Origin of the sequence: Streptomyces olivaceus (genome assembly GCF_000721235.1) — a bacterium.
Taxonomy (GTDB): domain Bacteria; phylum Actinomycetota; class Actinomycetes; order Streptomycetales; family Streptomycetaceae; genus Streptomyces; species Streptomyces olivaceus.
Genome location: NZ_JOFH01000059.1, coordinates 1 through 14,001 on the forward strand (window position 1 = coordinate 1; position 14,001 = coordinate 14,001).

A 14,001-nucleotide genomic window follows, 5' to 3' on the forward strand; every position below is an offset into this window, starting at 1 on the left:
CCACCACCCTCCACCCACCCGGACCCCACACCCCCCTCCCCACCTACCCCTTCCAACACCACCACTACTGGCTCGACGCGACCGACGGAGCGGGCCTCGAGGACGCGGGCTCGGCGGGGCTCGACGAGGCGTCGCATCCCCTGCTCGCCACTCTCGTCGAACTGCCTGAGGGGCAGGGGCTGGTGGCGACCGGACGGGTGGGAACCGACACGCATGCGTGGCTGGCCGGTTATCTCCTGGAGGACAGGCCCGTCCTCCCGTTCGCCGCGGTACTCGATCTGGTGCTGTCGACGGGCGAGTTGCTGGGCCTGGACCACCTCGAAGAGCTGACTCTGGACGCACCCGTCGTGCTGCCCGAAGAAGGCGGCGTGGACCTGCGCGTGCAGATCTCGGGCGCGGATGACGACGGCGATCACACGGTCGGCGTGCACACGCGTGCGGCCGGTGTGTGGACGCGACGGGCGCTCGGCGTACTGAACGTACTGAACGCGCCGCCCGAGGCGACCGCGGTCGAACGGGAGACCGCTGTGGCACAGGAGGATGCGAGCGACGAGGACCTCGGACGGCTGACGGAGCGGCTCGGCGCGGCGGGGTACGACCATGACGGCGTGTTCCGGAGCATCCGCTCGTTCTCCGCGCCCGGGGACGGTGTCTTCCGCGTCCGGACGGCTCTTCCGGACGACGTCGGCGCTGACGGGTTCGGTTTCCATCCGGCGCTGCTGGCCGCCGCCCTGGACGGTGCGCTGGCACACTCGTCGCAGGACGCGGTGATCCCGCTGCGGTGCACGGACGTGCGGCTGCACGCGACCGGCGCCACCAGGGCTTCCGTCCGCCTGTCGCCCACCCGTGACGGCGGGGGTGTGTCCATCAGCGCCCTGGACGGGACGGGCCTGCCCTCCCTGACGATCGGTTCGCTCACCACCCGGCCGCTCACCGAGGCGGATCTGGCGCTCCCTTCGGGCGGGCCGCCGCACTCGCCGCTCGCCGTGGAGTGGGCGGAGTTCGGCGCTCCCGCCGACCCGCCGGAGGTGTCCGGGGTGGAGACCCTCACGGTCGAGGCCGCCCCCGGGTCCGGGCCGGACGCCGCGCACGCGACGGCTCTTTGGACGCTGCGGGCGGTCCAGCAGTGGCTCGCACGGGAGCAGGATTCCGACTCCCGGTTGGTCGTGCTCAGCCGGGGTGCGGTCGCCGCAGGATCCGAGGACACGATCACGGACCTGCCCGCCGCAACCGTCTGGGGACTCGTCCGCGCGGCCCAGAACGAGCATCCCGGCCGCCTGGTCCTGCTGGACCACGACGACACCCTTGCGTCCCTCGATGCCGTGGACGCGGCCGTCCGTACGGCGGTCGCGACGGGCGAGGCCCAACTCGCCCTCCGCGACGGTCGCTGCCTCGTCCCGCGCCTCACGTCCACGACCGAAGGTCCGGGACGGACCGGTCTCGAACCCGACGGAACCGTCCTGATCACCGGCGGCACCGGCACTCTGGCCGCCCACATCGCCCGTCACCTGGTCACGCGGTACGGCGCCAGGCATCTGCTCCTCCTCAGCCGACGCGGGCCCGACGCCCCGGACGCCGACCGCATCCGCGACGAACTCACGGGGCTCGGCGCCCAGGTCACGATCGCCGCCTGCGACGCCGGTGACCGCGACGCGTTGGCCTCCGTCCTGGCGGACATCCCGGAGGGGCATCCGCTCACGGCCGTCGTCCACACAGCCGGTGTCCTCGACGACGCGACCGTCACCAACCTCACGCCCGAGCGGCTGCGCACCACGCTCCGGCCCAAGATCGACGCCGCATGGCATCTGCACGAGCTGACCGCGGACGCCGACCTGGCCGCGTTCGTGCTGTTCTCCTCCGCCGCCGGAACGCTCGGTACGCCCGGGCAGGCCAACTACGCCGCCGCCAACACCTGGCTCGACGCGCTCGCCCACCACCGCCGGGCCCAGGGACGTCCCGCGGTCAGCCTCGCCTGGGGACTGTGGACCGAAGCCAGCGAGATGACCGGCGACGCCCAGGACGGGACACTCCCCGCCCTGTTCGAGCGGCTCGCCCCGGGGCGTCCGCGGCAGACCGACGCGGGGGGCGCGGCGCTCGCCGAGCGGCTGCGCGGCCTGGACGACAAACGCCGCGTTCAGGCGCTGCTCGACCTGGTGCGCGGGCACATCGCGGCCACTCTGGGGCACGAGTCCGCCGCCGACGTCGCCCCGGGGCAGGCGCTCAAGGAGCTGGGGTTCGACTCGCTCACCGCCGTGATGCTGCGCAACCGGCTGTCGGCCGCGACCGGCCTGCGGCTCGCGACGACGCTGGTCTTCGACCACCCCTCCGCCACCGCGATCGCGGACCACCTGAACGAGCACTTCGGCGACGCCGCCGGGACGGGGGCGGGCGTGCTGCAGTCCGAGCTGGAGCGTCTGGAGGCGGCCGTGGCCGAGGCCGACCTGGACGACGAGGGGCGCAACCGGTTCGAGGCCCGGCTGCGGGCACTGCTGCTGCGGGTCACGGAGTCCCGGACGGCGCGCGAGGCGCCCGCCGACGACGACCTGGAGTCGGTGAGCGACGACGAGCTGTTCGACGCGCTCGACGAGGAGCTCGGGCTCTCCGGGCTGAACGAACGATGACCCGGCGGGCGAAGGGGGACTGAACGCGTGGAAGAGCTGGAGAAGTCGGACAAGCTGGAGAGGCTCACCGAGTACCTCCGCTGGACGACCGGCGAACTGCAGAGGAGCCGGCAGCAGCTCGCCGACGCCGAGGCCGCCCGGCGGGAGCCGATCGCCATCGTGGCGATGAGCTGCCGTTACCCGGGGAATGTCCGGTCGCCTCAGGACCTGTGGCGGCTCGTCGTGGCGGGCGAGGACGCGATCTCGTCGTTCCCGGGCGACCGGGGCTGGGACCTGGAGGCGCTGTACGACCCGGATCCGGAGCGGGAAGGCACCTGTTACACCCGCGAGGGCGGCTTCCTCCACGACGCCGCCGCGTTCGATCCCGCGTTCTTCGGGATCAGCCCGCGCGAGGCGATGGCGATGGACCCGCAGCACCGGCTGCTGCTCGAAACCAGCTGGGAGGCCTTCGAGAACGCGGGCATCGACCCCGGCTCGCTGCGCGGGAGCCGCACGGGTGTGTTCGCCGGGGTGATGTACGACGACTACGGCGCGCGGCTCATGGAGCACACCCCGAAGGGGTTCGAGGGGTATCTCGGCACCGGCAGCGCGACCAGTGTGGCGTCGGGGCGGATCGCGTACACCTTCGGTCTGGAGGGGCCTGCCGTCACCCTCGACACGGCTTGCTCGTCGTCGCTGGTGGCCATGCACCTGGCGGCCCGCGCGCTGCGGGCCGGGGATTGCGAGCTGGCGTTGGCGGGCGGGGTGACCGTGATGGCCACGCCCGGTGTGTTCGTGGACTTCAGCAGGCAGCGGGGGCTGGCGCCGGACGGCCGCTGCAAGTCGTTCGCCGCCGGTGCCGACGGGACCGGGTGGAGCGAGGGGGCCGGGCTGCTGCTGCTCGAACGGCTCTCGGACGCACGCCGCAACGGGCACCCGGTGCTGGCCGTCGTACGCGGCTCCGCCGTCAACCAGGACGGCGCCAGCAACGGGCTGACCGCGCCGAACGGCCCGTCCCAGCAGCGGGTGATCCGGCAGGCGCTCGCGGAGGGCCAGCTCACGCCGTCGGACGTGGACGCGGTGGAGGGACACGGCACCGGCACCGTCCTGGGAGACCCGATCGAGGCGCAGGCGCTCATCGCCGCCTACGGCCGGGACCGGCCCGCGGACCGGCCGCTGTGGATCGGCTCGGTCAAGTCCAACATCGGTCACACGCAGGGGGCCGCCGGGGTCGCCGGGGTGATCAAGATGGTGCAGGCCATCCGCCACGGAACGCTGCCGGCGACGCTGCACTCGGCCGAGCCGTCCCCGCACGTGGACTGGAGCGCGGGGAACGTCGCACTCCTCACCGAGAACCGCGACTGGCCCGAAGCCGACCGGCCCCGACGCGCGGGCGTCTCCTCGTTCGGCGTCAGCGGGACCAACGCCCACGTCGTCCTGGAACAGGCGCCCGCAGAGCCCGTGGAACCCGGAGGAGCCGGAGAGGCCGGAGAGGCCGGAGAGGCCCTGGAGCCCGGAGGGACCGTCACGGACGCCCCCGGAGAGGTGCCGCTCGCGGCTGCGGCTCCGTCCCGTCCCGTTCCGCTGCTCGTCTCGGCCCGCACCGAGGGCGCGTTGCGGGACTCGGCGCGCGGCCTGGCCGGGCTGCTGCGCGGCGAACCCGCCTCGTCCGCGCTGGACGTCGCGTACTCCAGCGCTGCCTCGCGGGCCCTGCTGGAGCATCGCGCGGTCGTCGTGGGCTCGGACGGCGCCGAGCTGACGCGCGGCCTGGACGCGCTGGCCCAGGGCGATCTGCTGCCCGGCAACGTGGTGATGGACGAGGCCGCCCCCGAGCCGGGCGGGCTGGCGTACCTGTTCACCGGGCAGGGCAGCCAGCGGCCGGGCATGGGCCGTGCCCTCGCCGCCGCGTACCCGGTGTTCGCGGACGCGCTGGCCGAGGTGTGCGCGGAGTTCGACCGGCATCTCGACCGTCCGCTCCAGCAGCTGATGTTCGCGGCGAAGGGCGACCCGGAGGCCGAGCTGCTGCACCAGACCCGTTATGCCCAGCCGGCGGTGTTCGCCGTGGAGACGGCGCTGTTCCGGTTGCTCACCCACTGGGGGCTGCGCCCCGGCATCCTCCTCGGGCACTCGGTCGGTGAACTGGCCGCCGTGCACGCCGCCGGGATGCTCGGCCTCTCCGACGGCGCCGCGCTCGTCGCCGCACGGGCGAGGGCGATGCAGCGGGCCCGCCCGGACGGCGCCATGGTCGCGCTGGAGGCGTCGGAGGACGAGGTGCGCGCGACGCTGGCCGGACACGAGCGCGAGGTCGCGGTCGCGGCGGTGAACGGCCCCCGTGCCACGGTGATCTCCGGCGACGCCGACGCCGTACTGGCGGTCGGCGACCACTGGCAGGGGGCGGGCCGCCGCGTCCGGCGGCTCACCGTCAGCCACGCCTTCCACTCGCCGCACATGGACGACGTGCTGGACGAGTTCCGAGAGGCCGCCGCGCGGATCCGCTTCGCCGAACCGGCCGTTCCCCTGGTCTCCAACGTCACCGGTGCCGTCGCCGACCCGGCCGAGTTGCGCTCCCCCGAGTACTGGGTGAGTCACGTACGGCGGCCCGTGCGGTTCGCCGACGGCGTCCGCGCCCTGCGCTCCGCCGGCGTGACCTGCTGTCTGGAGGTCGGCCCCGACGCCGCCCTGACGACGATGGCGAGGGAGTGCCTGCGCGACGGGAACGAGGAGGAGGGCGAGGAGGGCGTACGGGCCGTGACGCTGGCGCCGATGATGAACGCCAGGCGTCCGGAACCGCAGACCGCGCTGGTGGCGGTCGCGAAGCTCCACGCGGCGGGCCACCGGGTCGACTGGTCCGCCCAGTTCGAGGGCTCGGGCGCGGTGCGCGTCGCGCTGCCGAACTATCCGTTCCAGCGCCGCGACTACTGGCTCAACCCCGGCACCGGCGGATCGGCGGGTCACGACGCGGGTGAGGGGTCGTCGTCGTTGGAGTCCGCGTTCTGGGCGGCGGTCGACAGCCACGACGTCGAATCGCTCGGCGGAACGCTCCGCCTGTCGGCCGAGCAGCGGGCCGCCCTGTCGACGTTGCTGCCGGTGCTGGCGGCCCGTCGGCGCCGGGCCCGGTGGCATCACACCACGGTGTGGCGGCCCGTCGCGGAGGCGCCCGCGGTCGCCGGCGCGGTCCGGCCCCTCCTGCTGGTCACCCGCGACGCAAGCGGAAGCCGGAGGGGAGGCGAGAGCGACGGCGACGGCGGGCCGGCGGCGCAGGTGATCGACGCGCTGGGCGACGCCGCCCTCCGCGTCGCCCTGCCGGCGACCGCCGTGGACGAGGACGACCTCACCGCGCTCGTGCGCGAGAAGGTTCCCGGCGGGGCCGACGTCTCCGGCGTCGTGTCGCTGCTGCCGCCGACCGCCGCGCTGCCGAGGGCGCTGGAGCGGGCCGGTGTCGACGCCCCGCTCTGGGTGCTGACCAGCGGCGCCGTGACGGTCGGGCGGCTCGATCCGCCCGCCGACCCGGAGCAGGCGGTGGCCCGGGGCCTGGGGCGGGCACTGGCCCGCGCCCACCCGGGCCGCCGGGTCAGGCTGTTGGATCTCCCCCGCGAGCTGGACGAGCAGGTCCGACGGCGTCTCCTCGAACTGCTCCGTTCGGCGCCGGCCGACGACCTCCTCGCGATGCGCGGGGCGGGGCTGTTCACCGCGCGGCTGGCACGCGTCGCCCTGCCGGACGAGAGCCGCCGGCCCGGCTGGCGGCCGGAGGGGACGGTGCTGCTCACCGGCGCTACGACGGAGCTGGGCGGGCACCTCGCCCGCTGGCTGGCCGAACGCGGCGCCGGACGGCTCCTCCTGCCGATCGCCCCGCACGAGGACCCGGCGGGCCTGACTCCGTTGTGCAAGGAGCTGGCGGACCGCGGCGTCGACGTGACACCGGCCAGGGTCGACCCCGGCGACCGCGACGCCCTCGCCCGACTGGTCCGTGAAGCGCCGCCCACGGCGGTGGTGCACGCCGCCGACCCCGCCGGGAGCCGCATCGCGCAGGCCGCCGTGGTGGAGGAGGTCACCGCGCACCTCGCCCTGTCCGCCTTCGTCGTGTGTGCGTCCGGCGCGGGTGTCCTCGCGGAACCGGGGTCCGGTGGCGACACCGTCGCGGCCCACGCACGTCTGGAGGCACTGGTCCGGCGCCGCCGCGAACGGGGCGCTCCCGCGCTGTGGCTGGAGTTCGGGGCACCGGCACCGGCACCGGACACGGCGGCGACGGCGGCAGCGGTGACCCCGGAGCCGGCGGAGGTCCCGGCCCCCGCCGCGGCAGTGACGGCGCCGCCCCTGGACATGGCCGTGGAGGCGCTGGCCCTGGCGTCCCGGACCGACCTCTGGTCGGTGTCGGTGGCCGAGCTCGACCCGGCAGCCGCGCCATGGCTCCGCTCCCTCCGTCTCCTGCGGGAACTGCCCGAGTTCGCCGGTACCGCCGACGCCCCGGCCGACGGGCCCGACCGGACGCTGCTCGACCGGCTCGCCGACGCCGACCCGGACGAGCGGGCCGCGCTGCTCCTGCGGACCGTGCGCACCCAGGCCGCCGACGTCCTCGGCGTCGTACCGGCCGACAGCCTCGACCCGGACGCCGACCTGTTCGCCCTCGGCCTGTCGTCCTTCGCCGCGCTCGAACTGAGCACCCGGATGCGCGCGGCGGGGCTGGACGTCTCACCGAGCCAGGTCTTCGACCACCCGACCCCCGCCCGACTCGCCGCGTCCATGGGCCAGGAGCCCTGAACGGCTCCCGACTCCATCGAACGTGCCCCTTCCACCCGATCCCGGCCCCGTCCACCCGCTCCCGGCCGCTTCCACCCTCCCGCCCACTTCGGTCCTCATGGACCGCCGAACCCTCAAGAGGACACCCATATGTCTCATGACGTCGTCATCGCCGGCGCCGGCCCCGTCGGGCTCATGCTCGCCTGCGAGCTCCGGCTCGCGGGCTCGGAGGCCGTCGTCCTCGAAGACCGCCCCGAACCGAACCCGCACGCGCCGGGCGTGGCCCTCAACGGCGGAGTCGTCGAGTTGCTGGAGATGCGCGGGCTGATGGACGCGTGCCGCGCCGACGGCTTCGAGTTCCCGATGGCCCACTTCGCGCACATCTGGCTGGACCCGGGCCAGCTCGCCGGCCGCTACCCGTACAACTTCGCGATGGCGCACTCCCGTCTGATCCACCACCTCACCGAACGCGCCCGGTCGCTGGGCGTGGACCTGCGCTTCGGCCACCGCGTGCGCGGTGTGACGCAGGACGCGGACGGAGTGGACATCCGCGTCGAGGGGCCGGACGGCGAAAGCACCGTGCGCGGCCGCTACCTGGCCGGCTGCGACGGGGCGGACAGTGCGGTCCGCCAGGCGGTCGGCGTCGGCTTCACGGGGAACGAGGAGCCCTTCCACGGGACCGTCTCCGACTTCGTGGTCGAGCCGGACAGCGTCCTCAACCAGCACATGGGCGCGAAGGAGTACCCCGCCGGGCTCTTCGCGGTGAGCCCCGTCGGGCCCGGCACGGTCCGGGTCCTGACCGGCGAGTTCGGCGTCGAACCCCCGAGCCGGGACGGCGCTCCCGCGCTCGCCGAGATCCGGGCGGCCGTGCACCGGCTCGCCGGCGTGGAGTTCACCGGCGACGAACCGACCTGGTCGGCGCGGTGGTTCAACGTGACCCGGCTCGCCGAGCGCTACCGCGCGGGCCGGGTCTTCCTGGCCGGCGAGGCGGCGCACACGCACTTCCCGCTGGGCGGGCAGGCGCTCAGCACGGGTATGGACGACGCGGTGAACCTCGGCTGGAAGCTCGCGCCGGACCTCGCCGGGTACGCGCCGGAGGGGCTGCTCGACACGTACGAGGCCGAGCGCCGTCCGGTCGCCCGGCGGGCGTGCACGACGGTCCGCGCGCAGGTGGCACTGCTCCATCCGTTGACGGAGCTGCGGGACGTGGTGACCGAACTCGTGCGGTTCCCGGACGTCAACGAGTACTTCGTCAGGATGGCCGGGGGCACCGACACCCGGATCTCCTTCGACGATGACCTCCCCGAGGACGCGCATCCGCTGCTGGGCCGCCGGATTCCGGGCGTGGCGGCCGCGGTCCAGAGCGTTCCTGAGCTGGCCGAGGCGTGGGCGTCGGGCCGCGGCGTCCTGCTCGACCTGAGCGACGACCCCGAGGACGGCCGTCTCGACATCACCGGCTGGACCGACCGGGTGTCCCCGGTCCGCACGAAGCCGCTTCCCGGCATCGACGCCGAGGCGGTGCTGCTCAGGCCGGACGGCCGTGTCGTCTGGGCCGCGCGGTCCGGGCAGGGCGGCGACGGCCTCGCCGAGGCGCTCTGGAGCCGCTTCGGTACCCCGACCCCCGCGTAGAGGCGTTCCCTTAGGGCCGCTTAAGCCGCGCCGCGCAGCATGGCCGTGGCAGCCGAAATGAGGACGGAAATGAGCGTTTACCTGCACTCGGCCGGCACAGTGCTGCCCGGCCCGCCCATAGACATCGCGTCCCTCGCCGAGAAGTTCGACCTGCCCTCCGTGTGGGGGCAGTGGGTGGAGTCGTTCATCGACAACCCGTACCGGCACTACTCGGTCGACCTGGACTCGGGGAAGCTCCGGTTCTCCCTCGCCGACCTGGCCACGACCGCCGGGGAGCGGGCTCTCGCCGCCGCCGGGGCCGCGCCGGCCGACGTGGACCTCCTCGTCATGGGCACCTCGTCGCCCGACATGCTCATGCCCGCAACCGTGAACGTCGTCGCCGACCGGCTGGGCATCGACGACGTGGCCACGTACCAGCTCCAGTCGGGGTGCACGGGCGCGGTCCAGGCACTGGACGTGGCTCGGCGGCTGCTGGGTTCCGGCGAGCACCGGACCGCGCTGGTGATCGGCGCCGACTCCTGTGCCAAGCATCTCGACCTGTCGGTGGACGTCCGCTCGCTCCCGCCCGACCAGCAGGTCAACGGCGTGCTGTTCGGCGACGGCGCGGGTGCGGCCGTACTCGGCGTCGAGCGGGGGGCGCACGGGGTCGAGCTGCTGCGGACGCGGGTGCGGTGCGTGGGGCGCGGGCGGGAGCCGGGGCAGACCCTGAACTGGTTCGGCGGGGCCGACCGTCATGCGGACCGGCCCGCCGCGGTCGAGGACTACAAGGCGGTGCAGGACGCGGTGCCGCCGCTGGCCGTGCAGACGCTCGACGAGATGCTCGACGCGCTGAACTGGGACCGGGGCGAGGTCGACTACGTGCTGCCGCCCCAGCTGTCGGGGCGGATGACCGACGAGATCCACGCCCGGCTCGACGTGCCGGACGCCCAGGAGGTCAGCTGCGTGCGGGAGACCGGCAACACGGGCAACGCCCTGCCGTTCTTCCAGCTGGAGCGGCTGCTGCCGCGCATGATCGCCGGTGACCGCGCGGTGGGTGTCGCGATCGAGTCCAGCAAGTGGATCAAGGCGGGCTACGCGCTGGAGAAGGTGGACGCGTGACGCTGTCCGAGCTGCACGGGTCGGGGCGGCTCGCCGCCTGCTATCCGCTGGTCCCGGGCCTGCTGGCCGAACTCGACGACGGGGAGCTGGAGCGGGCCGGGCGCCTGCTCTCCCGGCTCGACCCCGACGAGGTGCTGCGGGCGCACCCGTCGACGCCGGTGGTCGCGGTCGCGGTCACCGGGCACCGCACGCTGGGCCCGCTGCTCGCCCCGCTCACCGCGGAGCTGGCCCGGCACGGCATGCTCGTACGGGCGCGGCTGTCCGACTTCGACGCCTACGTGTTCGACCTCGGCGACCCGAAGAGCGCGCTGTACGAGGCCCGGCCCGACCTCGTCCTGTGCGTGCTGGACCCCGACACGGTGTTCGACGAGGTCCCGGTTCCGTGGACGGCCGAGGACGCCGAACGGGCCCTCGACGCCCTGGTCGCGAGGGTGCGGGACCTCGCGGTCGCCTTCGGCGGGCGGACCGGCGGCACGCTGGTCCTGAACACTCTCCCGCTGCCCCGGCGGTTCACCGCCCAGCTCGTCGACCACCGGTCGCGCGCCCGGCTGGGCGCGGCCTGGCGCAGGGCCAACGCCCGGCTGCTGGAACTGGGCGACGAGATTCCCTCGGTGATCGCGCTGGACCTGGATCCGCTGCTGGCCGAGGGGGTGCCCGCCGAGGACGCCCGGCTCGGGCGCTACGCCCGGACCGGTCTGTCCCCCGCCCTGCTGGCCCGGTACGCCCGCGAGGTCGGCCATCTCGCCCGCCATCTGACGGGGCGCACCAAGAAGGCGCTGGTCTGCGACCTGGACGGCACGCTGTGGGGCGGGGTGCTCGGCGACGACGGGCAGGAGGGCATCGAGCTCGGCGAGGGCCTGCGCGGGGAGGCGTTCACGGCGTTCCAGAACGTGGTCAGGCAGCTCGGTTCCCAGGGCGTCCTGCTGGCCGTGGCGAGCAAGAACGATCCCGGACCGGTGCAGGAGGCGCTGCGCGAGCACCCCGGCATGGCCCTGCGCCCGGACGACTTCGTGCAGGTGACGGCCAACTGGCGGGCCAAGCCCGACAACCTCCGCGACCTCGCCCGGGACCTCAACATCGGCGTGGACTCCTTCGTCTTCGCCGACGACAGCGCCTACGAGTGCGGGCTCGTCCGGCACACGCTGCCCGAGGTCGCGGTCGTCCGGCTGGACGAGGAACCCGCCCGGCACATCGAACGGCTGCTGCGCGACGGGTGGTTCGACACCCGCGAGCTGAACGCCGAGGACCGCGCCCGCCCCGCCCGGTACCGGGAGGAGAAGGACCGGCACACGTTCCTCAGCTCGTTCGACTCGGTCGCCGACTATCTGTCCGAACTGGACGTCCGGGTGCGGCTCGCGCCGGTGACCGGGGCCGGCATCTCCCGAGCGGCGCAACTGACCCTGCGGACCAACCAGTTCCACACCGGCATGCTGCGGTGTCAGACTCCGCAGGTGAGCGAGGCCGCGGACGGGCCGGCGACACGCGTGCTCGGCATCCACTCCGGGGACCGCTTCGGCGACAACGGCATGGTCGGCGTGGTGTTCACCCGCCGGGCGGGCGACACGGTGCACATCGACAACTTCGTCCTCAGCTGCCGGGTGTTCTCCCGCGGCATCGAGACGGCGTGCCTGAGCGCGGTGCTGTCGGACGCCAGGGCCGCGGGAGCGCACGCGGTCGAGGCGGTCTACCGGCCCGGCCCGAAGAACTCGGCGGTGCGCGCGTTCTACCCCGACCACGGCTTCACCGTCACCGGCGAGGAGGACGGCGTCCTCACCTTCCGGCACGACCTGTCCGACCCCGCCGGCATCGTCGCGCCGCCCCCGCACATCCGATTCACCGAGTCTCTGGAGGAGAGCCGTTGACGACCATCGACGATTTCCTGGTCCTGGTGCGCCACGAGATCGGGCTGCCCGTCGGCCCCGAGCACGCGGACGTACCGCTGGACCAGGTGCCCGGCTGGGACTCGATGCATCTGCTGGCCCTGCTCACGGCCCTGGAACGGCAGACGGGACGGTCGATCTCGCTGCCGGACGTGCTGGAGGCCGAGAGCCTCCACGAGATCCACGAACTGGCGGTGCAGTCGTGACGATCAGGCCACTCGCCAAGGAACGGCGGCCCACTCTGTACTTCCTCCGGGAGATCAGGTCGTTCGCCCCGGTCCACCTCGACACCGAGGTGGACATGACCCGGATCCGCGCCCACCGGACGCAGGCCCGCGAGGCGGGCCGCCACTACTCGTGGCTGAGCTACGTGCTGCACGCGGCGAGCCGCGCCCTCGTGGCCCATCCCGAGGCCAACGCCGCGATCCGCGGCGGTCGGCGCCCGAGGGTCGCCCGATTCCCCTCGGTGAACGGCAAGTTCACGATGGACCACACCGTGAACGGGCAGCGCGTGGTGCTGTCGGCCGTTCTGCCGGACCTCCAGGTCACGGCCCTGGACGGGATCCAGCGGCAGGTCGACCACTACACGCGCGGCGACGCCGAGCAGCTCCCGGAGTTCGCCGGGGCCAGACTGATCCGTCGCCTGCCGCTGCTGGTCGGCGGCGCGGCATACCGGTCACGGATGCGTCCGCTGCGTACCCGGTCCGCCGCCATCGGCTCGTTCGCGGTCACCTCGCTGTCGCACAGCGCGGTGGACGGGTTCCACTCCACCGGCGGGACCACGGTGACGCTCGGCCTCGGCCGGGTCGCCGACCGGCCCGTGGTGCGCGACGGCGGGACGGCGGTCGCGCCCGTCATGCGGCTGAACCTCACCTTCGACCACCGGGTGATCGACGGCGCCGAGGCCGCGGATCTGCTCACGGACATCAAGCAGGCGCTGGAGGACTTCCAGGAGGACGCCCCCGCGGACGCCGGCACCAACGACGTGGGCGAGCTCAAGCAGTTCGTGCTGGCCCACACCAAGGGGCAGGGGATCGCCCGCCACGAGGAGGTCCTGGCCCGTATCCGCACGGACACCGAAGGCGACGGCTCGTGGACGGCCGAATGGTCCCGGTCCGCGCGGGAACTGGAACGCCGGGGCAGGCTGCTGGACTCCTGCCGCCACCACGCCATGGCCCGGTTCCCGTTCGTGGACGGCCCCGCCCGGCGGATGGCGCAGGACGAGACCGTCCGGACGTTCGACGAGTGGCGGCGCGCGGACAAGGACATCGAACGGCTGGAGGTCGACCTTCCGGCCGGTCGCGTCGTCGCGTGGGCGACCGGGCTGTCGGACGGCGTGCGCAGGCCGGTGATGGTCGTCAGCGGCGGCATCGTCACCGTCAAGGAGGCATGGGCGCCGACCTTGGCCGCCATCCGCCGCCTGGGCCTCGCCGGGATCATCACGGAGATGCCCGGAGTGGGCGAGAACACCCTGCCCTACGACAGGGACGGCTGGCGGATGCTGTCCCACCTGCTCGACCACGTGAGCGACCGGGCCGACACGGCGAACGCGCATCTGCTGGCGCTGAGCTTCAGCGGTCACCTGGCGCTGCGCTGCGCGCTGGAGGACGAAAGGATCAGGTCGGTGCTCACCGCCGGGGCACCCGTCCACGACTTCTTCACAGACCGGGAGTGGCAGGCCCGCCTGCCGAGGCTCACCGTGGACTCGCTGGCGCAGCTGGCGGACGACAAGCCCGAGACCGTGCTCGACCGGATGCGGGAGTGGGCCCTACGGCCGGAGGAGCTGCGTGCGCTGGACATCCCGGTGCGCTATGTCGCCTGCACGCGCGACGAGATCATCCCGGGGACGGACGTGGCGATGCTGCGCGAGCACGTCCGCGACATCGGTGTCCTCACGCACGACGACGTGCACGGCGCCCCGTCCCACGCCGCCGAGACGCAGCTGTGGCTGATCCGGTCGCTGGTCCGCGTCGTCGGGGGTAAGGCCCCCGTGTCCCTCGTTCTCGGCCTGCTCCACCGCCTGGCCCGGCTGCGCGCCTCCTCGGCCGGCTGACCGC

6 protein-coding genes and 1 pseudogene are annotated in these 14,001 nt (G+C 73.9%); all 7 read left to right on the forward strand.

Annotated features, from left to right (window positions below):
- Nucleotides 1–2,621 (forward strand): type I polyketide synthase (locus tag IG94_RS0136265; protein WP_052411034.1); only part of this gene is annotated, 2,621 nt, incomplete at its 5' end.
- A gap of 75 nt (nt 2,622–2,696) precedes the next feature.
- A pseudogene (locus IG94_RS43850) lies at nt 2,697–7,358 on the forward strand (type I polyketide synthase); the annotation flags it as partial.
- A gap of 129 nt (nt 7,359–7,487) precedes the next feature.
- Nucleotides 7,488–8,966, forward strand: coding sequence for an FAD-dependent monooxygenase (locus tag IG94_RS0136275; RefSeq protein WP_031047719.1), 1,479 nt, complete (start codon nt 7,488–7,490; stop codon nt 8,964–8,966).
- A 69-nt stretch (nt 8,967–9,035) separates the two neighbouring features.
- On the forward strand, nt 9,036–10,064 hold the full coding sequence (locus IG94_RS0136280) for a 3-oxoacyl-ACP synthase III family protein (RefSeq protein WP_031047722.1): 1,029 nt from the start codon (nt 9,036–9,038) through the stop codon (nt 10,062–10,064).
- Nucleotides 10,061–11,926, forward strand: a complete 1,866-nt coding sequence (locus IG94_RS0136285) for an HAD-IIIC family phosphatase (protein WP_052411037.1) — start codon at nt 10,061–10,063, stop codon at nt 11,924–11,926. The genes IG94_RS0136280 and IG94_RS0136285 overlap by 4 nt, the downstream gene beginning before the upstream one ends.
- Nucleotides 11,923–12,150: a phosphopantetheine-binding protein gene (locus tag IG94_RS0136290; protein ID WP_031047730.1), complete on the forward strand. Its 228-nt coding sequence runs from the start codon at nt 11,923–11,925 to the stop codon at nt 12,148–12,150. Before IG94_RS0136285 ends, IG94_RS0136290 begins: the two co-directional genes overlap by 4 nt.
- On the forward strand, nt 12,147–13,997 hold the full coding sequence (locus tag IG94_RS43855) for a 2-oxo acid dehydrogenase subunit E2 (RefSeq protein ID WP_224326604.1): 1,851 nt from the start codon (nt 12,147–12,149) through the stop codon (nt 13,995–13,997). The genes IG94_RS0136290 and IG94_RS43855 overlap by 4 nt, the downstream gene beginning before the upstream one ends.
- The last annotated feature ends 4 nt before the right edge of the window (nt 13,998–14,001 follow it).

Bases quoted from the DNA above. Each gene is read 5' to 3' on its own strand.
- IG94_RS0136280 (WP_031047722.1), top strand. From the start codon at position 9,036: ATGAGCGTTTACCTGCACTCGGCCGGCACAGTGCTGCCCGGCCCGCCC.
- IG94_RS0136275 (WP_031047719.1), top strand. From the start codon at position 7,488: ATGTCTCATGACGTCGTCATCGCCGGCGCCGGCCCCGTCGGGCTCATG.